This window comes from Thermodesulfobacteriota bacterium (assembly GCA_040755095.1).
Lineage (GTDB): Bacteria > Desulfobacterota > Desulfobulbia > Desulfobulbales > JBFMBH01 > JBFMBH01.
The window spans coordinates 1-22,128 of record JBFMBH010000012.1; the positions used below are offsets into that span (position 1 = coordinate 1).

A 22,128-nucleotide genomic window follows, 5' to 3' on the forward strand; every position below is an offset into this window, starting at 1 on the left:
TGCTGGAAGATAGCCGCCACATCGATTTCGGACCGCTGGCTGAAGATGGGCTTGTCCGCGAGTCGGTCGAGGGCCCGAGTCACGCTGTCATCTCCTCGTCCTTCTTCTTGATACTGCCGGCGCACGGCGTCCCGAGCTTCCTTAAGGCTCGGGCCCGCACGGTTCGCCTGACGGGCCATGCGGTATGCCTCGGTCAGGGCCCTGTCCACGATCCCCTGCTGGCACCCACCCATCTGGGGGATAAAGGTGGCGAGGGTGCTCGAGAAGATCTCGGCGGCCAGGTCCGTATTCGCGTCCCGGGGCAGATCGAATGGGTTTATGGGCAGCGGCTGCTCGGGTGGCCGAATGACGCGGAGCCCAGCCACGGAACGGAGAAATGGCTCCCCTGTCTGCCCTTTCGCCAGATCACCCTTGTAGTCGAGGAGGATGAACCCGGTGGCAGGGGCGGCCGAGGCGATGGCGTGCAGAAGCCCCAGCAGCCCCTGGCTTTTGCCCTTGCCTTGTGCGCCCGCGATGCGCAGGCTGGCCGAAGTATCCTGACCCTCTTCACGGTTGACAATCCACTTGACCGGTTCTCCTGTCGTCGCATCACGCCCAAGCTCCACAGAAACCGGACCGGATGGCGGGAGGTCCGTAGCCTGAATGCCCCCTTCCATGGCAGAGACCAGACACGCGCCAAGCTCGCGCACCAGGCGACGGGCGTCTCGGTGCATCCGGTCGTAGAGCGTGCCCAAGTGACGATAGCCCGCGTTGAGCGCCCGGCGCATCCGTGTTTGCGCCTCCTCTCCCGATCCGTCGACGGTGAGGACGGTGCTGAGATAGCGTATGCCCGGGAAATCAATGTGGCTAAGATCATGTTCGCCACCCCGGCTATCGTCGTCCGAGGCCTTTTCATACGACAGATGGAGATCCCAGCTCGCGGCGAGACGGCGAAGGGGGTGGTCGTCGTTGGCCCTGGCACCGCGGTCCGCAGCCAGGCCCAGAGCCAGAGCCAGTCGGTCACATTCATCGGGAGCGATGTCGAGACCAACGGCCAGTTGAGCTCGCAACGTCTGCGCCAGTCGACTGCCACGGATGCGGAACACCGGATCAGGCATGGACAGCCTCCGGACAGTCTATGATGTCCGTCTGCTCGCCACTGCCACCACGAATCATTTTCAGGCGTTGTGCCACCTGGTTGCGGATCGAGTAGCTGGGGTGGGCAGGGATTTCCTCTGGGGTGACGAGCAACACCATCTGGGCGGTGCACTTCGCCAGCATCTCGCGCAGGACGGCTTCTCGGTGCTCGGGATCAAGCACGCGTAACGGCGCCTCGATGACCATCGGCAAGCGTGCGCCCGCGGCCTCTCGGATCGCATGGACGAGGCAAAGGGCCAGAAGGTTGCGCTCGCCAGTGGAGCGACCGGCAGGCGCAGGATTGTCGTTCTTGTCGACCACGGCGTAACGATAGGTGCGCCGATCGACCTTCAGGCGGGCCAGAACATCGTGTTTGTGGGCGGTGCGAATGAGCATTTGCGAAGCCTCGATTTCGAGCCTGCTCACGCGCTCCTTAAGCATGTGATCGGCAATGGCGCCCAGCCCCTGGCCGGCGGCGTCGGCCAACCGGGATCGTTGTTCGATGTTGTCGATCTCATTCACCACGGTCGAGGCTCCCGGCCCTGCCGCTGTCAACGCCTCTCGCACCGACTCGAGCTCCCCGCCCGAGCGCTTGAGCTCTTCCCGCGCTGCTTGGAGCTTCTGCTCCAGGCCATTCTTGCGTTGTGAGGCCTCCGCATACCGTTCGATCCATGGCGTCTCCGCGACCGGGTACGCCAGGTCATCGATTTCCTGTTGGATCTCCCGCACACGCTCTGCCCAGCGGTTTCCACTATCCGCCTGCTGCAGGAGGCTGCGGAGCTTGCGGCCGGCGGCCTCTACCGGCTGTCGTAGGGACGCCAGACGCTCCTCCTGCCGCCGGGCCCGGTTTTGATCCTCGGTTGCGGGAATTCCTACGGTTTCGCGCAACGCTTCGAGGATCTCATCGTATGGCGGAGGCGGCCGGCGTACCCATGGGAAGCCAGCTCCCGAAACAGCCTTCGCGATCGCCGTAATGGTATCGTTTGTTCCTTGGCGCCAATCGGCCGACTTGCTGACTTGCGCGGTCGTGGGCGTAGGCCGAATCGAAAGCCCGATCAGAGCAAGCGGCAGCAACTCGGTCACAATCTCATGGCGCTCCTGCTCGGCCCGTTTTTGCCTTTCTCTTGCACGTTCCAGTTCGCGGAGAAGGTTGTCCCGGCGTCGACGCTGCTCCGGCTGCCCCTTGCCGCTGTAGGTGTCGACCTCCTTCTGCGCCTGGCTCAACTCGCGCTCAATATCAATGATGGATTGCCGTTCGTCCGCTTCCTTGCGGCGCAGACGTTCCGCTGTCTCTTCAAGATCCCGCCGACGCCTCCCTTCCCTCTCCACCTCGTCCCGTCGTTGGCGAGCCTTCTTGCTTGTCTTGCGCGAATAGTCATCGCACCACTTCGCAAGGTCGCGCAACGGCCGAATGGCGAGCGCGGTCTCCACGACGTCCTGGATAGGCGGAAGTTCTGTACCCTTTTGGCCGGACAACTTCTGTACCACGCTGCTCTCCGCATCGAAGACGAAGTAGTCCAAGAGCTGTTTCGGAAACAGGGCCTCGAGCCACTGGGCGGCATCATGGCCATGCATCGGACGATCAGCCACTCGAACGGCGAGGTCATCCGCCCCCGAGCGTGCCCAGCCATTCCCCACCCGGTGATATTTTTGTAATCGGCGGATCTCAATCTGACTATACGCTTGCGAGCGAAATCGAAGGACGACCTTGACTTCGGCCTGGCGGCCAGGCGTGTCGGCATGGACGAAGTAAGGGATGTCCTCGCTCTCCCTTTCCCCTGCAAGCGCGAAGCGAACAGCGCGGACGAGCGCTGACTTGCCGTAGCCGTTGGGCGCCTCAATGAGAATCACTGGCCGAATGCTGTCCGACCGCAGATCGACGACCACCTGCCTGAACTGGAGAAAGTTGGCCAGTTCGATGGCTTCGAGCTGCATTCCAGCTCGGTCTTCCACTGGCGCCGCTTTGGCCGCATCTCCACAGCTGTCCGTGGTGGTGCGCTGGGGCAGTCTTTGGTCCAGTGCCTCTTCAAGCAGGCGGGCGACGTCTGTCGCTGCACGGCGCGGGCTGTGAAGATCCAGTGCCAGCAGGGCATGGAGCAGATTGAGGGGCAAGTCTCTTGCAACCCACTCTTGTTCGGCTCGATCAGCCTCTTCCCTGGTCAGCCCAACGCTCGAACTCAACGAGGTTCACCCTCCCCAAAGAGGTGGCGGACGGCAGGACGATTTCTTGCAAGGGCAAGAGCGGCACAACGGCACGGCTCCTGATGGAGCGTCAGCGGCGAGCCTTGGAGAGCACCCCACGACCGGATTCCACCAGGGATCCATGTGCCTCAGGGTCACGGTCCGCCGTCCGGGTCCTGCATCCGGGTCGGGATGAGGCCCAGCATGTGGCCGAGCTTGTCCTTCTTGCACTGGAGGTAGCGCAGGTTCTCGGGCAGGGGCTCGATCTCGATGGGCAGGCGGTCCACCACCTCCAGGCCGTAGCCCTGCAGCCCGACGATCTTCTTGGGATTGTTGGTGATGAGCCGCATCTTCTTCACCCCCAGGTCCCGGAGGATCTGCGCCCCCACCCCGTAGTCCCGCAGGTCGGGCTTGAAGCCCAGCTGCACGTTGGCCTCCACGGTGTCCAGGCCCTGATCCTGGAGGGCATAGGCCTTGAGCTTGTTGACCAGACCGATCCCCCGGCCCTCCTGGTGCATGTAGAGGATCACCCCGCAGCCCTCGTCGGCCACCATCTCCATGGCGGCGTGCAGCTGGGCGCCACAATCACAGCGCAGGGAGCCGAAGACGTCACCGGTCAGGCACTCGGAGTGTACCCGGACCATGACCTCTGCCTCGGGGGCGATGGTGCCCTTCACCAGGGCCAGGTGCTCCAGGTTGTCCACGTCGTTGGTGTAGACCACGGCCGTGAACTCGCCGCCGTAGCGGCTGGGCAGCCTGGTCTCGGCGGCGCGGTGCACGAAGCTTTCGTTCCGGAGCCGGTAGGCCACCAGATCGGCGATGGTGGCGATCCTGAGGTCATGGGTGGCGGCAAAGGCCTCCAGGTCCGGCATGCGGGCCATGGTGCCGTCCTCCTTCATGATCTCGCAGATCACGCCGGCGGGCCGCAAGCCCGCCAGGCGGGCCAGATCCACCGAGCCTTCCGTCTGGCCGGTGCGCACCAGCACCCCGCCCCGGCGGGCCCGCAGGGGAAAGACATGGCCCGGGCTCACCAGATCGTCAGGCCGCACGTCCTCCCGCACCGCCACCTGGATGGTCCGGGCCCGGTCGGCGGCGGAGATGCCGGTGGTGACCCCGGTGCGGGCCTCGATGCTGACCGTGAACGCGGTGCCGTAAGGCGACTGGTTGTCCCGCACCATCATCGGCAGCCGCAGCCGCTCGATGTGCTCCGGGGTCATGGTCAGGCAGATGAGGCCACGGCCGTACCGGGCCATGAAGTTGATGGCCTCGGGGGTGACCATCTGGGCGGCCATGCACAGGTCGCCTTCGTTCTCCCGGTCCTCATCGTCCACCAGGATGATCATCTTGCCGGACCGGATGTCCTCGATGACATCCTCAATCCTGCTCACCGGCATGGCGGGCTCCTTCGCGAGTTGTCTGGCTTTGGTTGCGGGGGAAAGAACACCAGCGGTCGGCTCAGCGCCAGAAGCCGTGCTCGGCCAGGAAGGCCGGGTCGATGCCGCCCGCCTTCCTGGTCCCGGCCAGCGGTCCCAGGAGCCTTTCCACATACTTGCCGATGATGTCCACCTCGAGGTTGACGGTATCCCCGGGCTGTCTGTCCCCCAGGGTGGTGATCTTCAGGGTGTGGGGAATGATGGAGACGGCAAAGGACCGCTCGTCGCAGGCATTCACGGTGAGGCTGATGCCGTCCACCGCGATGGAGCCCTTTTCGATGACATAGCGGGCCTGGGCCTCCGGCAGACTGAAGGAGAAGAGGACGAAATCGCCCAGGGGCTTTCGCTCCAGAACCTGGGCCACCGCGTCCACGTGGCCGCTCACCAGATGCCCCCCCAGCCGGTCCGCCAGGCGCAGGGCGCGCTCCAGATTGACCGCGGCGCCGGCGGCTACTGCCCCCAGGTTGGTGCGGGAAAGGGTCTCCGGCGAGACATCCACCGCAAAGCGGCGGCCGCGGATATCCCGGGCGGTGAGACAGACGCCGTTCACGGCAATGCTCTCCCCTTCCTGGGGATCCGCCAGATCGAAATCCGCCTCCAGCACAAAGACCATGCCCTGGCCCTGGGGCCGCCGCTCCCGCAGCCGGCCCTGGCCCTGGATGATGCCGGTGAACATCAGCTGCCCCCTGGGGGAGCCAGTCAGCCCCCCTCCCAACCTCCCCCCGCTGGGGGGAGGAGAGTTTTGCCCCTGTGCCGCACGAACTTCGACTCCCTCCCCCAGCGGGGGAGGGCCGGGGTGGGGGCCGGGCGCCACACCCTGCCGCCCCTGGTTTTTCACGGTTGCCTGCTCCTGACCGGTGTTCCGGAGACCAGGAAGTCCGCCCCGCAGTGCCGGATGGTCACATCCCGCAGCGCCAAGCCGTCCTCCACCCGCCGGGCAGCGAAACCCGCCACCACCGGCAGGCCATCGCCGCCCAGCAAGCGGGGGGCCACGAAGAACAGGCAGCGGTCCGCGAGACCCGCCGCCAGAAAGGCGCCGTGCACCCGGCTGCCCCCTTCCACCAGGAGCGAGGTGATGCCGGCCCGGCCCAGCTCCCCGAGCACCGATGCCAGATCCAGCCCGCCGCCGGCGGTCCGGGGCACGGTCACCACCCGGCAGCCGGCCTGCGCCAGGGCGACCCGCCGCTCCTCCGGGGCCTCCGGGCCGCAGAACAGCCAGGTGGCGGCGGCGGATCCCTGGGTGAGCATGCGGCAGGTGGCCGGCAGCCGGGCCTGGCTGTCCAGCACCACCCGTAGCGGATCCCGGCCCCGGGGCAGCCGGCAGGTGAGCTGGGGGTCGTCGGCCAGGGCAGTGCCGATGCCCACCAGCACGGCGTCCAGGCGATCCCGCAGCCGGTGCACCTCGCGCCGGGCGCGCTCGCCGGTAATCCACTGGCTGTGGCCGCAGGCCGTGGCGATGCGGCCGTCCAGGGTCATGCCGGCCTTGAGCACCACCCAGGGCAGGCCGGTTGCCACGTGCTTGGCAAAGGGCGCGATGAGCTCCTGGCAGGGCCCGGCCAGGACCCCGGACACCACCTCGATGCCCTGTTTGGCGAGAAAGGCGGCCCCGCCGCCAATCACCGTGGGGTTGGGATCCTGGGCGCCCACCACCAGCCGCCGGATGCCGGCCGCCAGCACCGCGCCGGTGCAGGGCGGAGTGCGGCCGGTATGGTGGCACGGCTCCAGGGTGACATAAAGGGTCGCGCCCCGGGCCCGTGCACCGGCCGCCGCCAGGGCGTGCACCTCGGCATGGGGGGTGCCGGCCCGCCGGTGGAAGCCCCGGCCCACCACCTGGCCGCCCGCCACCACCACCGCCCCCACCGCCGGGTTGGGGGCGGTGCGACCCAGGCCCTTTCTGGCCTCGGCCAGGGCCAGGCGCATGAAGGCGGCGTCAGCGGCCTCAGGCCTCGCCATGACCCCGCTCGGCCTCCCGGCTGGCCAGAACGTTCTTGAGCTCTTCCATGAACTCGTTGATGTCCTTGAACTGCCGGTAGACGGAGGCAAAGCGCACATAGGCCACGTCGTCCATGCGCCTCAGGCCGTCCACCACCCGCTCGCCGATCCAGCCGGAGGGGATCTCCCGCTCCCCCGAATCCTGCAGCTCCCGCTCCAGATCGTCCGCGAACTCCTCGATGGCGGTGACCGACACCGGCCGCTTCTCGCAGGCCTTCTTCATGCCCTCCACCACCTTGTGGCGGTCATAGGCCTCCCGGCGGCCGTCCTTTTTGACCACCATGGGCAGGAGCATCTCCAGCCGCTCGTAGGTGGTGAAGCGGCGGTTGCAGCCCTCGCAGAGCCGGCGGCGGCGGGTGATGGTGTACTCCTTGTTGAGGCGGGAATCCACCACCCGGTTCTCGAAATGACCGCAGTAGGGACACTTCATATCGCCCCCTTGCCCGGCAGATGCACCAGGGGAATGCCGGCCTCGGCCAGGAGGCTGGAGCCCAGCTCGTCCGGATAGCCATCCCGGTAATAGATGCCGGTCAGGCGGGCATTGATCAGCATCTTGGTGCAGATGGCGCAGGGCAGATTGGTGCAGTAGAGGCTGGCGCCGTCGACCGGCGTGCCGTACAGGGCGGCCTGGATGAGGGCGTTCTGCTCGGCGTGCAGGCCCCGGCACAGCTCGTGGCGCTCGCCGGAGGGCACGCCGCGGTCCGCCCGCAGACAGCCCACGTCCAGGCAGTGGGCGATCCGGGTGGGGGCGCCGTTGTAGCCGGTGGTCAGGATCCGCTTCTCCCGGACCAGCACCGCCCCCACCTGCCGGCGCAGACAGGTGGAGCGCTGGGCCACCAGCTCGGCGATGGCCAGGAAGTATTCGTCCCAGGAGGGGCGTGGGGGCCGGCCCGGAGGAGAATCACTCATCGCTGCGGGAAAGAGACGGATAGATGGGGAAGCGCGCGCACAGCTCCCGGACCGCGAGGCGGATCCGGCCCAAGGCCTCCGGATCGTTGCGGCTGGCCAGGGCCTGGTCGATCCACTCCACGATCCGGCCCATCTCCGGCACACCGAGGCCGCGGCTGGTGACCGCTGCCGTACCGATGCGGATGCCGGAGGTCACCACCGGGCTGCGGGTGTCGAAGGGGATGGCGTTCTTGTTGACGGTAAGGCCGGCCTGCTCCAGGGCCCCCTCCGCCTCCCGGCCGGTGAGGCCCTTGCCGGTCAGGTCCACCAGGAGAAGGTGGTTGTCGGTGCCGCCCGAGACGATACGGAAGCCTTGGGCCGTAAGCCCCGCAGCCAGGGCCTGGGCATTGGCCACCACCCGGATCTGATCCTGCTGGAACCGCTCCCCCATGGCCTCCTTGAGGCTTACGGCCTTGGCGGCGATGACATGCACCAGCGGCCCGCCCTGGATGCCGGGGAAGATCTGACTGTTGATGAGACGGCCATACTTCTCCCGGGCCAGAATCAGCCCGCCCCGGGGGCCGCGCAGGGTCTTGTGGGTGGTGCTGGTGACGAAATCGGCGTGGGGCACCGGCGACGGATGGACGCCGGCGGCCACCAGACCGGCAATATGGGCCATGTCCACCATGAACAGGGCCTCCACCTCGTCGGCGATGCGGCGGAAGGCAGCGAAATCGATGATCCGGGGGTAGGCGCTGGCGCCGGCGACGATCATCTTTGGCCGGTGCGCCTTGGCCAGCCGCTCCACCTCGTCGAAGTCGATGCGCTCGGTGCTGCGATCCACCCCGTACGAGACCACCTTGTACAGCCGGCCGGAGAAGTTGGCATGGGCCCCGTGGGTCAGGTGACCGCCGTGGGCCAGGCTCATGCCCAGGATGGTGTCGCCGGGGTGGAGGGTGGCCATGTAGACCGCCATATTGGCCTGGCTGCCGGAGTGGGGCTGGACATTGGCGTACTCGGCACCGAACAGGGTGCGGGCGCGCTCCATGGCCAGGGACTCCACCTGGTCGGCGTAGTCGCAGCCGCCGTAGTAGCGCTTGGCCGGGTAGCCCTCTGCGTACTTGTTGGTGAAGATGCTGCCCTGGGCCTCCAGCACCGCCTCGCTGACGATGTTCTCCGAGGCGATGAGCTCCAGCTGAAAGGACTGGCGCTCCAGCTCGCACTGGATGGCCCGGTAGATCTCGGGATCGGTATCCTTGAGAAACGACACGTTGGTCCCTCCATGGGGACAGATCCGACACGCCGGACGCGTCCGACCAGTCCATCCTTGGCCGCGGCGCGCGGGTCCCGCCCGCGGCCGCAGCCAGGCAAAACAGCTCAGTCAAACATCCGGATCCGCCGCAGATGCCGGCCGCCGGCAAACTCGGTGGCCAGCCAGACCTTGAGCATCTCCTCGGCCAGGCCCGGCCCCACCACCCGGCCGCCCAGACACAAGACATTGGCGTCGTTGTGCTCCCGGCTCATCCGGGCGGTGAACAGCTCGTGGCACAGCGCCGCCCGGATGCCATCGAAGCGGTTGGCCGCCATGGACATGCCGATACCGGTGCCGCAGACCAGCACCCCCCGGTCGGCCTGGCCATCCCGCACCAGGGCGCAGACCGCCTGGGCGAAGTGGGGGTAGTCCACGGAGGCCGACGAATCGCAGCCCTGATCAAGGATCTCGTGGCCGAGCTCGGCCAGCACCGCCAAAAGGCGGCACTTGAGGTCCACACCGCCGTGGTCCGAGCCGATGGCAATCCTCACGACCCCGCCTCGAAGCGCCTCAGGATCACCACCGCATTGGTGCCGCCAAAGCCGAAGGAGTTGGACATCGCCGCCCGCATGGCCATCTCCCGCGCCTGGTTGGGCACATAGTCCAGATCGCATTCCGGATCCGGGTGCACCAGGTTGATGGTGGGCGGCGCCTTCTGGTGGTAGAGAGCCAGGGCGGTGAACACCGACTCGATGCCGCCGGCGCCCCCCAGCATATGACCGGTCATGGACTTGGTGGAGCTCACCGCCAGCCGGTACGCCTCGGCCCCGAACACGGTCTTGATCGCCCGGGTCTCGCAGATGTCGTTCAGGGGCGTCGAGGTGCCATGGGCGTTGATGTAGTCGATGTCCGCCGGGCCGAGGCCGGCATCGTCCAGGGCCATCTGCATGGAGCGGGCGGCCCCCTCGCCGTCCTCCGGCGGGGCCGCCATGTGGAAGGCGTCGCCCGTAAGGCCGTAGCCGGCCATTTCGGCGTAGATGGTCGCCCCCCGGGCCTGGGCGTGCTCCAGGGATTCCAGGATCAGCATGCCGGCGCCTTCTGCCACCACGAAGCCGTCCCGATCCCGGTCGAAGGGCCGGGAGGCCAGGGTCGGCTCGTCGTTGCGGCGGGACAGGGCCTTCATGGCGCCAAAGCCGGACAGGGTGAGCGGGCAGATCACCGACTCCGAGCCGCCGGTGATGGCGGCGTCGCAGATCCCCTCGCGGATCTGGCGAAACGCCTCGCCCACCGCATGGGTGCCGGCGGCGCAGGCCGTGCTCACCGCCAGGTTCGGGCCCTTGGCCCCTGAGGCGATGGAGATCTGGCCGGCGGACATGTTGGGGATGACCATGGGAATGAAAAAGGGCGTCATCCGCTTCGGCCCCTTGTCCAGGATCACCAGATGGTACTTCTCGATGGTGGACAGCCCGCCCAGGCCGCAGCCGGTGATCACCCCCACCCGGGTGGCGTTCTCCGGGGTGATGGCCAGCCGGGCGTCACTCACCGCCATGCTCGCCGCGGCCATGGCGTATTGGATGAAAGGATCGAGGTGGCGGGCCAGCTTCTTGTCGATAAAGGCCTCGGGATCGAAATCCTTGACCTCGGCGGCGATCCGCACCTCGAAGCCACTGGCATCAAAGCGGGTGATGGGACCGAGGCCGCTCTCCCCCCGGCACAAGGCCTGCCACGTCTTGTCCACCCCGGTTCCCAGAGGGGTGACCAGCCCAAGACCGGTAACCACTACGCGTCGTCGCAAGGCTTCCTCCTCAAAACGGCTGGGCGCCGGCAGCCGCGCCAGCAGCCACCGCCGCCCAGGTCACGCGGCCTCCCACCGATGCCCCCCTGCCCGGCGGGACTCTCAGGCGGTTTCCGCCTTGATATGCTCGATGGCATCCTTGACGGTGCGGATCTTCTCCGCCTTCTCATCGGGAATCTCCACGTCAAAGGCCTCTTCCATGGCCATGATCAGCTCCACGAGGTCCAGGGAATCGGCGCCGAGATCGTCCACAAAGGATGCCTCCGGCTGGACCTTGGACCGGTCCACACTGAGCTGCTCGACAATGATGTTGGTCACCTTCTCTTCCACGGACATAGGTTCTTCTTCCTCCTCTTGGCTCCTTCCTCTGAGACAGTCCCCGACCCGGCCTGGCGCCCGGCACCACGCCGCGCTGCCGCCGGTCCAGGGCTCTTAGCCCATGAACAGGCCGCCGTTGACGTGGATCACCTGGCCGGTGATGTAGCCGGCCTCGCCGGAGGCCAGGAAGGCCACGGCTGCGGCGACATCCGCCGGAGATCCCATCCTCGCCATGGGGATCTCGGCCAGAATCTTGTCTTTGGCCGTCTGGGGCAAAACGGCGGTCATCTCGGTATCGATATAGCCGGGGGCGACGGCATTGACGGTCACCCCCCGGCCGGCCAGCTCCCGGGCCAGGGAGCGGGTGAGCCCCAGGAGGCCGGCCTTGGCAGCGGCGTAGTTGGCTTGGCCGGCGTTGCCGGTGGCGCCGATCACCGAGCTGACGGCGATGATCCGGCCGCCGCGCTGCTTGATCATCGGCCGGCACACCGCCTTCATACAATGGAAGGCGCCCTTGAGGTTGGTGGCCAGCACCGCGTCCCAGTCCGCCTCCTTCATGGTTGCCAGCAGGCCATCCCGGGTGATGCCGGCGTTGGACACCAGGATGTCCAGCCGGCCAGCCTCGGCGAGCACCTCCTTGATGCCCGCCGCGCAGGCCTCGCCGGCCGCGACATCGAAGGGGGCCAGGAGTGCCCGGCCGCCGGCCGCGACGATCGCCGCCTCGGTCTCCTGGGCGGCCTCCGGCCGGCTGACGAAGTTGATCGCCACCAGGGCTCCCCGGCGGGCCAGTTCCATGGCAATGGCCCGGCCGATGCCGCGGCTGCCGCCCGTAACCAGGGCCACCTTGCCAGCAAGGCTCATGAGCGCTCCTCCTCCGCCTTCAGGGCATCCACCAGTCGGGGCAGAATGGCAAAAAGATCCCCCACCACCCCGTAATGGGCGACATCGAAAATCGGCGCGTGCGGATCCCGGTTGATGGCGATGATGGTCTCAGCCGACTGCATGCCCACCAAATGCTGGATGGCGCCGGAGATGCCGCAGGCGATGTAGAGCTTGGGGGCCACGGTCTTGCCGGTCTGGCCGACCTGGTGGCAGTGGGGGATCCAGCCGCTGTCCACCGCGGCCCGGGAGGCGCCCACCGCCCCGCCCAGAAGCTGGGCCAGCTCGGACAGCAGGGCGAAGCCCCGGGTGTCCTCCAGGCCGCGGCCGCCAGCCACCACCACGTCCGCCTCGGTCAGACGGGCGGTGTCGCCGGCGGTGGCCACCGAGCGTACAACCTGAATGCGCGAGGCCAGGCGCGCGGGCGCCGGCCGCACCGGGACGATGGCGCCGGTCCTGGCCGGATCCCGGGGCAGCGGCCGCATCACCTTGGGCCGGACCGTGGCCATCTGCGGCCGGGTGTGGGGACAGACAATGGTGGCCATGATGTTGCCGCCAAAGGCGGGACGGGTCTGGAGGAGCGCCCCGTCCTCCGGCCGGATCGCAAGCTCGGTGCAGTCGGCGGTAAGCCCGGTGCCCAGCATGGTGGCCACCCGAGGAATGACCGAGCGCCCCACCGCCGTGGCACCGGCGAGCACGATCTCCGGCCGCACGTCCCGGACCAGATCCGCCAGCACATTGCCGTAGGCATCGTCGGTGAACGCGGCCAGGGCCGGGTCGTCCACCACGTACACCGTATCGGCGCCCTGGGCGACCAGCTCCTCCGGCACGCCGTCCAGCCGGTGGCCCAGGAGCACCGCGGCCAGGGGCGCCCGCCGCTGGTCGGCCAGCCGGCGGCCGGCGCCCAGGAGCTCGAAGGCTACCGGCGCGGTGCGGCCCTGGCGGTGCTCGGCAAAGACCAGCACCCCGGACCAGGCAGCAAGATCAGCGACCGGGGCGGGCTGATCCCGGACAATGGCCAGGGCGCCGGCCTCGCAGGCCTCGACGCAGGCGCCGCACAGGGTGCAGGCGTCCGAGACCTGGGGCCGGCTGTCGTGCAGGGTGATGGCGCCAAAGGAGCAGGTCTCCTGGCAGAGCCCACAGCCGATGCAGCGTTCGTGATCGATGACCAGCATGGGGAGCGTTTCCCGAGAAGAAGGCTTGAACCACCGGCCCCGCGGGCTCAGCCGATGGAGGAGCGCAGGCAGGCTACCAGGGCTGCCACCTGCTCTTGCGGCGAGCCGTCCAGCATGCGGGCCTGGCGCTGGCGGCTGGGGGCGAAGACCCGCACCACCTGGGTGAAGCTGCCGGCCAGGCCGCAGCTCGCCGGATCAGCACCGAGATCCGCGGCCGCAAGCCGGGGGATGGCCAGCTTGGCGGCCCGCATCTTGCCCTTCAGGGATGGCAGGCGCGGCTCGTTGATCTCCCGGACCACGGTGACCAGGCAGGGCAGAGGCGCCAGCACCTCGTCGTAGCCGTCGTCCATGACCCGCTCCAGCCGCAGGCCGCCTTCTGCCAGCTCCAGCCGCCGGGCGTAGCTGACGAAAGGCATGTCCAACCGCTCGGCCAGGCCTGGCCCCACCTGGGCGGTATCGCCGTCGATGGCCTGCTTGCCGCACAGGACCACATCAGCCCCCCCCAGATGGCGAATAGTCGCCGCCAGGGTGTAGGTGGTGGCCCAGGTGTCGGCGCCGGCAAAGGCGCGGTCCGAGACCAGAACCGCCTCGTCGGCACCGCAGGCCACGGCCTCCCGCAGGGTAGCCTCGGCCTGCGGCGGTCCCATGCTGAGGGCCGTGACCGTGCCGCCGGCCGCCTCCCTGAGGCGCACCCCAGCCTCCAGGGCGTGCCGGTCGTAGGGGTTCATGATGCTGGCCACCCCTTCCCGGGCCATGGTGTTGGTCTGGGGATCCAGCCGGACGTCTTTGGTATCCGGAACCTGCTTGATACAGACGATGATGCGCATGGGGTGTCGCTCTGCTGCCCGACGAACCGTGGAATGTCCAACAAGGAATATCGAAGGTTGACGGGACCGGTCGTTGCCGTTTCAGGTCAGTGCGGCCGGTCCCTTCTGCGGTTGGACATTCCCTGCTCGATATTCAATCTTCGTCTTGGTCCTTACCGGCTGTACTCCTTGTTGAGCTCCTGGCCGATGACGTTGCGCTGGATCTGGTTGGTGCCCTCGTAGATCTGCAGGATCTTGGCATCCCGCATCATCTTTTCCACCGGATACTCCCGCATGTAGCCGTAGCCGCCCAGAACCTGCACCGCGTCGGTGGTCACCTTCATGGCCATGTCGGTGGCAAAGACCTTGCACATGGAGGAGGGCTTGGACATGCTTTCGGGATGCGCGCTGATGTGCTTGGCCGCGGCGTACACCAGGGCCCGGGCCGCCTCCAGCTCGGTCGCCATGTCCGCCAGCATGTGCTGCATGGCCTGGAAGGCGATGATGGGCTTGCCGAACTGGACCCGCTGCTTGGCGTAGCTCACCGCCTCGTCCAGGGCGGCCTGGGCCAGGCCCACCCCCAGAGCGGCGATGCCTGGCCGGGAAAGATCCAGGGTCTTCATGACGGTGATGAAGCCCGAGCCTTGCCGCCCCACCATCCGGTCCCTGGGGACCCGGCAGTCCTTCATGATGAGCTCCCGGGTGGAGGAGGCCCGGATGCCCATCTTCTTCTCTTTCTTGCCGCAGGAGAAGCCCGGATCAGACGCCTCCACCACGAACATGGAGGCGCCCCGCGGCCCTTTGTTGCGATCGGTGATGGCGACCACGGTGTAGATGTCCGCCTCGCCGCCGTTGGTGATCCATTGTTTGGTGCCGTTGAGGACCCAGGAGTCGCCGTCCTGAACGGCGGTGGTCTGGATGGCCGAGGCGTCGGAGCCGGCATTGGCCTCGGTGAGGGCGAAGGCGGAGCGCCGGGCGCCATTGGCCACGTCCGGCAGATACCTGGCCTTGAGGTCGTCGCTGCCGGCCAGGAGGATGGGATAGGCGCCCAGGGCGCTGGCGGCGTAGCTGGTGGCCACCGCCACGCAGCCCCGGCCCAGCTGCTCCAGGCAGAGCACCACCTCGAAGGGGCCGCCGCCCAGGCCGCCGTACTGCTCAGGGATATAGAGCCCGAAAAGGTCGGCCTGGGCCATGGCCGCCAGGATCTCGGCGGGGAACTCCTCCCGCTCGTCCAGCTCGGCTCGCTGGGGGATGATCTTGTCGTCGGCGATCTGGCGGGCCAGATCGACGATCATCCGCTGCTCATCAGAAAGAAAATAGTCCACGGCGCTCACCCTGTGCCCTAGGGATTGGTCTTAGCGGAGGTATCCTGTGGCTGCCCATGGAGACGGACCGCTACCAGCGAACAACGGCCGCCCCCCAAGTGAAACCGCCGCCAAACGCACAGAGGAGCACTGCATCGCCCCGTCGGATCCGACCTTCCCGCACCGCCTCGTCCAGGGCGATGGGGATGCTGGCGGCAGAAGTATTACCATACTTGTCGATGTTTAAGTAGAACTTTTCCAGGGGCAAACCGAGGCGCTCCGCCAGGCTGGCGACGATGCGGACATTGGCCTGGTGGGGGATCACCAGATCGATCTGGCCCAGATCAAGACCGGCGTCGGCCAGGACTGCCACCGCGGCCTGCTCCATGGCCCGGACCGCGTAGCGGAACACCTCCCGGCCCTGCATGCGGATATAGGAGCCGTCGTTGTCCGGGCTGGCCAGGGCCGGGTTGCGGCTGGGCGCGCCGTGCATGGACAGGAGGCTCCACAGCCGGCCGTCCGAGTAGAGGCGCGTCGCCAAAAGCCCGTGGCCGTTGTCGCTGCCGGTGACCACACAGGCGCCGGCGCCATCGCCGAAAAGCACACAGGTGCCCCGGTCCTGCCAGTTGACCCGGCCGGACAGGGTCTCGGCGCCCAGCACCAGCGCGCGCAGGTGGGGCTGCTGGCGGACAAAGCGCTCCGCCACCGCCAGGGCGTAAACGAACCCGGCACAGGCGGCGTTGAGGTCAAAGGCAAAGGCGCGTCCCGCGCCGAGAGCCTGCTGCACCAGACACGCCGCCGAGGGCATGGTCATGTCCGGGGTGATGGTGGCGGTCACGATCATGTCCAGATCGTCCGGCCCCCAGCCCGCCATGAGCAGCGCCCGCTGGCCGGCTTCCACCGCCAGCCGCGAGGTGGTGTCTCCCTGCCCCGCAATCCGTCTGGTCGAGATGCCGGTCCGGGTGGTGATCCACTCGTCCGAGGTGTCGACCATCCGCTCCAGATCGCGGTTGCTGAGAACCGTGGCGGGCAGACAGGAGCCGGTGCCGGCGATCACCATCCGGTTCACCGTCCGTCCCCCCCCGGCGGCATCGCCGCACCCTCCGCAGCGGTCAGATGGGCGGCGGCGGCCAAGAGCTCCAGCAGATGCTCATTCACGTGCCGCTCCACCCCTTCTCCCGCCATCCGGATCGCGTTCATGATCGCCTTGGCGTTGGATCGACCGTGGCAGACGATCCCGGTGCCTTTGAGCCCCAGAAGAGGCGCGCCCCCATATTCGGCGTAGTCCACCCGGCGGCGGAACGCCTTGAAGGCCCGCTTGGCCAGAAGGTAGCCCACCTTGGCCAGGAAGGTCCGCTCCAGCTCCAGCCGCAGCATGGCCACCAGGGCCTCGGCCAGCCCTTCGGACAGCTTGAGGCAGACATTGCCCACAAAGCCGTCACAGACGATGACGTCCACGTCGCCCAGAAAGGTGTCCCGGCCCTCCACGTTGCCCACATAGTTGAGGCTGCTCTTCTGGAAGAGGTCGTGGGCCTTCTTGACCAGGGCATTGCCCTTGCCGCCCTCCTCGCCGATGCTCAAGAGCCCCACCCGGGGTCGCTCTCTGCCCAGGGCGCAGGCCGAAAAGGCGGCGGCCATCAGGCCGAACTGGAACAGATGCTGGGGCCGGCAATCGACGTTGGCCCCCACGTCCATCATGACCAGCGGGTCCTTGAGGGTGGGGAAGATGCTGGCGATGCCCGGCCGGGCCACGCCCTTCAGGCGGCCGAAGGTGGTGACCGCGGCCGCCATGGTGGCGCCGGAGTTGCCGGCCGAGACCACGGCGTCGGCCTCGCCCCGCCGGACCAGCTCGCAGGCCCGGACGATGGACGAGTCCTTCTTGCGCTTCACCGCCTCGATGGGCGCCTCGTCCATGGCCACCACCTGGGAGGCGTGGACGATGGACAGACCGGGTCCCTCGCCGGACATGGCCTCCAGGGCTGCTCGCAGCACCGGTTCGTCACCCACCAGGACCACGTCCAGGTGGAAGAGCTGGGCCGCCTGAACCGCCCCGGCAACGAGCTCGACCGGTCCCCGATCGCCGCCCATAGCGTCCAAGGCTATCCGCGGCACGGGCTGGCTCCCCTAGGACTCAACCTCGTCCATGCGGATGACGCTCCGGTCCTTGTAGAAGCCGCAACCGCCGCAAAGCCGATGCGGCAGCTTGGGCGCCTGGCACTTGGGGCAGGTGGCGATGGTGGTGGGATTGAGGGCGTCATGAGCCCGGCGCTTATGGGTCCGGGCGTGGGAATGACGTCGTTTGGGAAGCGCCATGATGATCTCTCCTGATGCCGGCCAGGGGCTTCCCTGACCGTCAATCAATAAGCGGCCCGCCAGGGCCGCGCCTCGTGCCTCTTCGTTGCCTCCACGTGCTGCCACGCTGCCGGCGGCACGTTCGCCATCAATCCTTGCCAGGGCCACTCCCCTTGGCGAGAGTCGCCAGAGCCGCGAAGGGGGATCGGCCGATCTCCGGCCGGCAGTGGCAGGCCTGCAGCCGGCGGTTCGCCCCGCAGACCGGGCACAATCCGGGGCAGTCGTCGGCGCACAGCCTCTTCTGGGGCAGAGCCAGAAAAAGCTGCTGCCGCAGCAAGCTCTCCACCTCCACCACCGGCTCCTCCAGGAGCACGGTGTCGGTGTCTTCCTCTTCCTCCGGCCCGCCGCCAAGATCCGGCTCCGGGGCACCGGCGACCTCCAGGACCAGCTGCACCCGCTCGTCCACCGGCAGCACCAACGGCCCCAGGCAGCGATCGCAGGCCAGGATCAGGCTGAGCACCAGCTCCAGGTCGCACAGCACCCGCTCTCCCCGGCGCTCCAGATGCAGCCGGGCCCGGATCGGCCCCTGGACGGTGAGCTCATCCCCGGGGAGCCAGCTCGGATCGTCGAGGCTGACCGTCAACCCCTGGTCCGGGATGTCTTCAAAGCGGATGCGCACGAAGGCCCACGGCTCCCGCTCGGCCTGCGCCTGGTCCCGGAGAACGGCTCCGGCCGGGCTGGGCCGAAAAAATGAAACGTTGACTATAAAGGATCAGGACGGGTTGTCAAGGGCTTTCGCGCCGCCCACCACCCGGCGGGCCATGCGGCTGTATGTGCGATCCCACAGCCGCCAGACGGCGAACAGGTCGGCCAGCCACGCCATGAGACCCAGGAGCATGGCCAGATTGAGGAGGGGGGCGTCCAGTGGCTGGGACGATGACGAAGCTCCCGCCAGATCCAAGAGCCTTTCCACCGGCAAGGACGCCACCAGGGAATACAGCAGGATCGAACCGATGAGATAGACGAAGAAGAGGACAAAGGAGGAGACCAGGATGCCCATGCGGGCCAGAAGGCGCGCCCACAGCCAGAGTCCGCCCGCCGGCAGGATGGCCAGGCCAAGGCCGAAGGCCAGGCCGGTGGCGAGCCCTTTGGACAGCAGGCAGCCCCCCCCGGGGTCCGACAGTCCGATGCCGTGGCGGCCCCCCCACCAGACAAAGGAGACCAGCACCAGGAGCGCGGCCAGGAGACACTGCCGCAGAAGGCGCCACCAGCGGGGCGCTGCCCGGTCCGCGGCCGGCGGGGCAAGGGACGGCGAGCCAGGCCCGACAGGCGGCTCGATCACCGGCGTCGTCCGGGGTAGCTCCTCCCGGGTCTCGTCGACCTGTGCCCCGCAGGGGCTGGGATCGACCCACAGACCGCTGGAGCGCCGGCCGGCATGTCCACCCACCACGTTCATCTTCAAGACCCCGATCACGCCTGCTGCCGCCAGCAGGAGACCCATGGCGGGAAGGAGCAACGGCTGCTGTGCCCGGCAACTGGCCGTCCCCCCGTTGCCCGTGCGGTCACAGCAGCCAGGACAGGCGCTCGTCTGCCTCCTTGAGCCGCAGGCTCAGCACATAAAGCATCCGCTTCAGGATCTTGATGCCCAGGGCCGGGTGGAGCACCAGCAGCTCGTCCATGGCCTCGCGCCCCAGGACCAGACAGACCGCATCATCCCGGGCCACCACCGTTGCCGAGCGCTGCTGCTCGTGAATCACCGCCATCTCCCCCACCATGGTCCCAGGGTCGAACACGGCCACGGTCATGAACTTGCCGGGAAAGCTCGTCTCCTTGCGCGCCTCCAGGCGGCCCCGGACCAGGAAGGCCATGAAGTCGCCAGGGTCGTGCTCCCGGATGACGATGCTGCCCGCGGGATACTGCCGGTAGTCGAGAAAGGCGCACAGAGCCACCGCCTCTTCCGGGGAGAGGAAGCGGAAAACCTGGGCCAGTTCCTCGGCCGCCAGCCGCTGGCAGACGTCGCCGCTTGCCTCGGCCATGGCTCAGTCCGCCTCCCCCACCTGGCGCACCCTTTCCTCCAGACGGCGGACCAGCTCGGCAAAGCTCTCCCGCTCCAGGATCTGGGCGAACTGGCTGCGGTAGTTGCTCACCAGGCTGACCCCTTCGATGACCACGTCGTAGACCAGCCACTGGTCGCCAGCCAGCTTCAAACGGTAATGGAGAGGGATTTTGATCCCTTTGTTGAGGATGGCGCTCTCCACCACCGCCTTCTCCCCGGTCATCGTCTCCTGCTCATAGACGATCGTCTGGTCGGTGTAGGCCTCGATCTTGCCCACGTACGAGGATTTCAGCAGCCGGCCGAACAGATCCACGAAATGGTCCTGCTCGGCCGGCGACCGGTCCCGCCAATGCCGGGCCAGGGCCCGCTGGGCCATGTCCCGGAAATCGAAGCGGGACTGCACCACCGCCATGATCCGGTCCCGGCGGGTCTCCCGCTGCTCGGGTGCAGCCAGCTCCGGCGCGGTGAGCAGCCCCAGCACCTGATCCACCGAGGCACGCACCTGGGCGGTTGGGGTGCTCACCGTGGCCCAGCCCCGGCAGGCCAGGCCCAGGGCTACCAGCACCAGTATGGCGACCCCCAGGGTGTGCCGCCTCATCCTCGCCGTCCTGTTCATGAGAGCTCCCCCTCAGACCTTGCCGAACACGTATTTGCTGATGAGCTCCTCCAGGTCCACCGCCGACTCGGTCTCGGTGATCAGTCCCCCTGCTGCCACCAGCTCCGGTGCGCCGCCCTGGGCGATACGGATGTACTTGTCGCCGATGATGCCCTGGGTCTTGATGGAGGCGATGGCATCCGCGGTGATCTGCACCCCGTTGTCGATGAGCATGGTCACCCGGGCCTGATCCCGCTCGCCCAGTACGATGGCCGACACCCGGCCGATGGGCACCCCGGCCATCTCCACCTCCGCCCCCACCTTGAGTCCGGACACCGAGGCAAAATCCGCGGTCACCGGATAGGTGCGCTGCAGGCTCAAGGGAGAAAACTCGCCAAGAGAGATGGACAGATAGGCAAAGGCCGCAAAACCGGCCAGCAGGAACAGCCCCACCAGGAAGTCGACGCCGAAGCGCTTCATCCCTCCACCTCCCGACTGGAATAGACGTGGCCCATGGTGGTGGCCACAAACTGTTTGATCTCCGGCACCTGGCTCGTCTGGATGGCCTCCGGCGAATCGAAGGTCTGGATCACCCCGCGGTTGAGGACCACGATCCGGTCCGCCAGGGTGAAGACCTTGGGGATGTCGTGGCTGACGATCACCGAGGTGTAGCCGTATTGCAGCTGCGTGCGGTAGAAGAGCTGGTAGATCTCCCGGGAGGTGCGGGGATCGAGGCCGGTGGTGGGCTCGTCGAACAGCATGATCCGCGGCTGCAACTGCAAGGCCCGGCACAACCCCACCCTTTTTCGCATGCCGCCGGAGAGCTGCGCCGGAAACTTGTGCTCGTGGCCGGCGAGATCCAAAACCTTGAGGGTCTCCATGACCCGGCTCCGGATCTCCTCCTCTGGCAGCCGCGTCCTCTCCCGCAGGGGCAGGGCGACGTTGTCGTAGACGGTCATGGAGTCGAACAGGGCGCCGCCCTGGAACAGCACCCCGAAGAGCATGCGGACGGTGGCCAGCTGCCGCCGGCCCAGGCGGCCGATATCCTGGCCATCCACCAGGATCTGGCCGGCGTCCGGCTTCAGGAGGCCCAGGATCAGCTTCAGAGTGACGCTCTTGCCCTGGCCACTGCCGCCAGCGATCACCGTCGTCTTGCCGGCCGGGATGTCCAGGTCCACCCGGTCCAGGACCACCTGCTCGCCGAACCGCTTGGTGACCCCGACAAGGCGGATGATCGGCTCGCTCATAACAGGATGGCGGTCAGGAGATAATCCCAGACCAGAACGAAGATGGAGCTCATCACCACCGCCTGGGTGGTGACCATGCTGACGCTCTGCGCGCCGTAGCCAGCCCGCCGGATGGCGTGCACGAAGTAGCCGCGGCCGGTGCAGATCCAGACGATGAGCAGGGCGAAGACCACCGACTTCACCAGGCCCATGTTGATGTCCTCGTTGACCACCGAGTGCTCCATGCCAGCCAGGAAGGCGCCGCTGTTCACCCCGAAGAGGAGCACCCCGGCCACGTAGCCGCCCCCGATGCCCACCACGTCGAAGAACAGGGCCAGGATCGGCACCGAGACCAGGGTGGCGATGAGCTTGGGTGCCACCAGAAAGCGGAAGGGATCGATGGACATGCACTCCAGGGCATCGATCTGCTCGGAGATGCGCAGGATGCCCATCTCGGCGCACATGGCTGACCCGGCCCGGCCGGTGACCATGAGGGCGGTGAGCACCGGCCCCAGCTCCCGGATGAGGCTCAAGGCCACCGCCGAGCCCAGCATGCCTTCGGAGCCGAACTTGCGCAGGGTGTAATAGCCTTGCAGGCCCAGAACCAGGCCGGTGAAGGCGGCCGTAAAGACGATCACCGGTACGGACTTGACGCCGATGATCCTGATCTCGTTGAGGATCGGCCGCAGCTTGAAAGGCCGCCGGAAGACGCCCAGCACCGAGGAGAAGAGGAAGATCCCCATCCGCCCCAGATCGCGGACATGGTAGATGGAATTGTTGCCCAGTCGGGCGATGAGATCGACGAGCATGCCCCCTTCCC

General features: G+C 67.6%; 25 protein-coding genes. All 25 read right to left on the reverse strand.

What is annotated here, in order from left to right; all coding sequences use genetic code 11:
- On the reverse strand, window positions 1-1,097 hold a 1,097-nt coding region (locus AB1634_03640), incomplete at its 3' end, for a hypothetical protein (GenBank protein ID MEW6218611.1).
- Complete coding sequence (locus AB1634_03645; GenBank protein ID MEW6218612.1) at window positions 1,090-3,228, reverse strand: AAA family ATPase; 2,139 nt, start codon at window positions 3,226-3,228, stop codon at window positions 1,090-1,092. The genes AB1634_03640 and AB1634_03645, both read right to left, overlap by 8 nt.
- Before the next feature lie 224 nt (window positions 3,229-3,452).
- Window positions 3,453-4,691: a bifunctional 3,4-dihydroxy-2-butanone-4-phosphate synthase/GTP cyclohydrolase II gene (locus AB1634_03650; GenBank protein MEW6218613.1), complete on the reverse strand. Its 1,239-nt coding sequence runs from the start codon at window positions 4,689-4,691 to the stop codon at window positions 3,453-3,455.
- A 61-nt stretch (window positions 4,692-4,752) separates the two neighbouring features.
- A complete protein-coding gene (locus AB1634_03655) occupies window positions 4,753-5,406 on the reverse strand; it encodes a riboflavin synthase (protein ID MEW6218614.1) in 654 nt (217 codons plus the stop codon).
- Window positions 5,407-5,564: 158 nt separating this feature from the next.
- On the reverse strand, window positions 5,565-6,683 hold the full coding sequence (gene ribD, locus AB1634_03660) for a bifunctional diaminohydroxyphosphoribosylaminopyrimidine deaminase/5-amino-6-(5-phosphoribosylamino)uracil reductase RibD (protein ID MEW6218615.1): 1,119 nt from the start codon (window positions 6,681-6,683) through the stop codon (window positions 5,565-5,567).
- Window positions 6,670-7,152 (reverse strand): transcriptional regulator NrdR, encoded by a 483-nt coding sequence (gene nrdR / locus AB1634_03665; GenBank protein MEW6218616.1) that lies wholly within the window; start codon window positions 7,150-7,152, stop codon window positions 6,670-6,672. The genes ribD and nrdR overlap by 14 nt, the downstream gene beginning before the upstream one ends.
- Window positions 7,149-7,631, reverse strand: coding sequence for a cytidine/deoxycytidylate deaminase family protein (locus AB1634_03670; GenBank protein ID MEW6218617.1), 483 nt, complete (start codon window positions 7,629-7,631; stop codon window positions 7,149-7,151). Before AB1634_03670 ends, nrdR begins: the two co-directional genes overlap by 4 nt.
- Window positions 7,624-8,880, reverse strand: a complete 1,257-nt coding sequence (gene glyA, locus AB1634_03675) for a serine hydroxymethyltransferase (GenBank protein ID MEW6218618.1) — start codon at window positions 8,878-8,880, stop codon at window positions 7,624-7,626. Before glyA ends, AB1634_03670 begins: the two co-directional genes overlap by 8 nt.
- 107 nt (window positions 8,881-8,987) lie before the next feature.
- Complete coding sequence (gene rpiB / locus AB1634_03680) at window positions 8,988-9,413, reverse strand: ribose 5-phosphate isomerase B (protein MEW6218619.1); 426 nt, start codon at window positions 9,411-9,413, stop codon at window positions 8,988-8,990.
- Window positions 9,410-10,657 (reverse strand): beta-ketoacyl-ACP synthase II, encoded by a 1,248-nt coding sequence (fabF, locus tag AB1634_03685; GenBank protein ID MEW6218620.1) that lies wholly within the window; start codon window positions 10,655-10,657, stop codon window positions 9,410-9,412. Before fabF ends, rpiB begins: the two co-directional genes overlap by 4 nt.
- A 102-nt stretch (window positions 10,658-10,759) precedes the next feature.
- The gene (gene acpP, locus AB1634_03690) at window positions 10,760-10,993 is read right to left on the reverse strand and encodes an acyl carrier protein (GenBank protein MEW6218621.1); all 234 of its coding nucleotides are present in this window, start codon (window positions 10,991-10,993) and stop codon (window positions 10,760-10,762) included.
- 96 nt (window positions 10,994-11,089) lie between these two features.
- Window positions 11,090-11,836: a 3-oxoacyl-[acyl-carrier-protein] reductase gene (gene fabG / locus AB1634_03695; protein MEW6218622.1), complete on the reverse strand. Its 747-nt coding sequence runs from the start codon at window positions 11,834-11,836 to the stop codon at window positions 11,090-11,092.
- Entirely contained in the window at window positions 11,833-13,029 is a 1,197-nt protein-coding gene (locus AB1634_03700; GenBank protein ID MEW6218623.1) for an electron transfer flavoprotein subunit alpha, read from the reverse strand. Before AB1634_03700 ends, fabG begins: the two co-directional genes overlap by 4 nt.
- Before the next feature lie 47 nt (window positions 13,030-13,076).
- Window positions 13,077-13,856 (reverse strand): electron transfer flavoprotein subunit beta/FixA family protein, encoded by a 780-nt coding sequence (locus tag AB1634_03705; protein ID MEW6218624.1) that lies wholly within the window; start codon window positions 13,854-13,856, stop codon window positions 13,077-13,079.
- Window positions 13,857-14,008: 152 nt separating this feature from the next.
- On the reverse strand, window positions 14,009-15,160 hold the full coding sequence (locus AB1634_03710) for an acyl-CoA dehydrogenase family protein (GenBank protein ID MEW6218625.1): 1,152 nt from the start codon (window positions 15,158-15,160) through the stop codon (window positions 14,009-14,011).
- Between the two features lie 70 nt (window positions 15,161-15,230).
- Window positions 15,231-16,208 carry a beta-ketoacyl-ACP synthase III gene (locus AB1634_03715; protein MEW6218626.1) on the reverse strand — a complete coding sequence of 326 codons (978 nt, stop codon included), beginning with the start codon at window positions 16,206-16,208 and terminating at the stop codon, window positions 15,231-15,233.
- Complete coding sequence (gene plsX / locus AB1634_03720; protein MEW6218627.1) at window positions 16,205-17,251, reverse strand: phosphate acyltransferase PlsX; 1,047 nt, start codon at window positions 17,249-17,251, stop codon at window positions 16,205-16,207. The genes AB1634_03715 and plsX overlap by 4 nt, the downstream gene beginning before the upstream one ends.
- A 12-nt stretch (window positions 17,252-17,263) precedes the next feature.
- A complete protein-coding gene (rpmF, locus tag AB1634_03725) occupies window positions 17,264-17,452 on the reverse strand; it encodes a 50S ribosomal protein L32 (protein MEW6218628.1) in 189 nt (62 codons plus the stop codon).
- A gap of 127 nt (window positions 17,453-17,579) precedes the next feature.
- Window positions 17,580-18,110 carry a DUF177 domain-containing protein gene (locus tag AB1634_03730; protein MEW6218629.1) on the reverse strand — a complete coding sequence of 177 codons (531 nt, stop codon included), beginning with the start codon at window positions 18,108-18,110 and terminating at the stop codon, window positions 17,580-17,582.
- A gap of 93 nt (window positions 18,111-18,203) precedes the next feature.
- Window positions 18,204-18,947, reverse strand: a complete 744-nt coding sequence (locus AB1634_03735; GenBank protein ID MEW6218630.1) for a hypothetical protein — start codon at window positions 18,945-18,947, stop codon at window positions 18,204-18,206.
- A 46-nt stretch (window positions 18,948-18,993) separates the two neighbouring features.
- A complete protein-coding gene (locus AB1634_03740; GenBank protein MEW6218631.1) occupies window positions 18,994-19,467 on the reverse strand; it encodes a cyclic nucleotide-binding domain-containing protein in 474 nt (157 codons plus the stop codon).
- A gap of 3 nt (window positions 19,468-19,470) precedes the next feature.
- Window positions 19,471-20,085: an ABC transporter substrate-binding protein gene (locus AB1634_03745; protein MEW6218632.1), complete on the reverse strand. Its 615-nt coding sequence runs from the start codon at window positions 20,083-20,085 to the stop codon at window positions 19,471-19,473.
- 30 nt (window positions 20,086-20,115) lie between these two features.
- Window positions 20,116-20,562, reverse strand: coding sequence for an outer membrane lipid asymmetry maintenance protein MlaD (gene mlaD, locus AB1634_03750; GenBank protein MEW6218633.1), 447 nt, complete (start codon window positions 20,560-20,562; stop codon window positions 20,116-20,118).
- Window positions 20,559-21,329: an ATP-binding cassette domain-containing protein gene (locus AB1634_03755; protein MEW6218634.1), complete on the reverse strand. Its 771-nt coding sequence runs from the start codon at window positions 21,327-21,329 to the stop codon at window positions 20,559-20,561. The genes mlaD and AB1634_03755 overlap by 4 nt, the downstream gene beginning before the upstream one ends.
- Window positions 21,326-22,117, reverse strand: coding sequence for an ABC transporter permease (locus tag AB1634_03760; protein ID MEW6218635.1), 792 nt, complete (start codon window positions 22,115-22,117; stop codon window positions 21,326-21,328). The genes AB1634_03755 and AB1634_03760 overlap by 4 nt, the downstream gene beginning before the upstream one ends.
- Between the last annotated feature and the right edge of the window lie 11 nt (window positions 22,118-22,128).

Coding starts and splice junctions, on each gene's coding strand:
- AB1634_03655 (MEW6218614.1), bottom strand. CDS start 5,406: ATGTTCACCGGCATCATCCAGGGCCAGGGCCGGCTGCGGGAGCGGCGG.
- AB1634_03705 (MEW6218624.1), bottom strand. CDS start 13,856: ATGCGCATCATCGTCTGTATCAAGCAGGTTCCGGATACCAAAGACGTC.
- rpmF (MEW6218628.1), bottom strand. CDS start 17,452: ATGGCGCTTCCCAAACGACGTCATTCCCACGCCCGGACCCATAAGCGC.
- AB1634_03650 (MEW6218613.1), bottom strand. CDS start 4,691: ATGCCGGTGAGCAGGATTGAGGATGTCATCGAGGACATCCGGTCCGGC.
- fabG (MEW6218622.1), bottom strand. CDS start 11,836: ATGAGCCTTGCTGGCAAGGTGGCCCTGGTTACGGGCGGCAGCCGCGGC.
- ribD (MEW6218615.1), bottom strand. CDS start 6,683: ATGGCGAGGCCTGAGGCCGCTGACGCCGCCTTCATGCGCCTGGCCCTG.
- AB1634_03740 (MEW6218631.1), bottom strand. CDS start 19,467: ATGGCCGAGGCAAGCGGCGACGTCTGCCAGCGGCTGGCGGCCGAGGAA.
- AB1634_03745 (MEW6218632.1), bottom strand. CDS start 20,085: ATGAGGCGGCACACCCTGGGGGTCGCCATACTGGTGCTGGTAGCCCTG.
- AB1634_03755 (MEW6218634.1), bottom strand. CDS start 21,329: ATGAGCGAGCCGATCATCCGCCTTGTCGGGGTCACCAAGCGGTTCGGC.
- nrdR (MEW6218616.1), bottom strand. CDS start 7,152: ATGAAGTGTCCCTACTGCGGTCATTTCGAGAACCGGGTGGTGGATTCC.
- AB1634_03670 (MEW6218617.1), bottom strand. CDS start 7,631: ATGAGTGATTCTCCTCCGGGCCGGCCCCCACGCCCCTCCTGGGACGAA.
- AB1634_03700 (MEW6218623.1), bottom strand. CDS start 13,029: ATGCTGGTCATCGATCACGAACGCTGCATCGGCTGTGGGCTCTGCCAG.
- mlaD (MEW6218633.1), bottom strand. CDS start 20,562: ATGAAGCGCTTCGGCGTCGACTTCCTGGTGGGGCTGTTCCTGCTGGCC.
- AB1634_03760 (MEW6218635.1), bottom strand. CDS start 22,117: ATGCTCGTCGATCTCATCGCCCGACTGGGCAACAATTCCATCTACCAT.
- acpP (MEW6218621.1), bottom strand. CDS start 10,993: ATGTCCGTGGAAGAGAAGGTGACCAACATCATTGTCGAGCAGCTCAGT.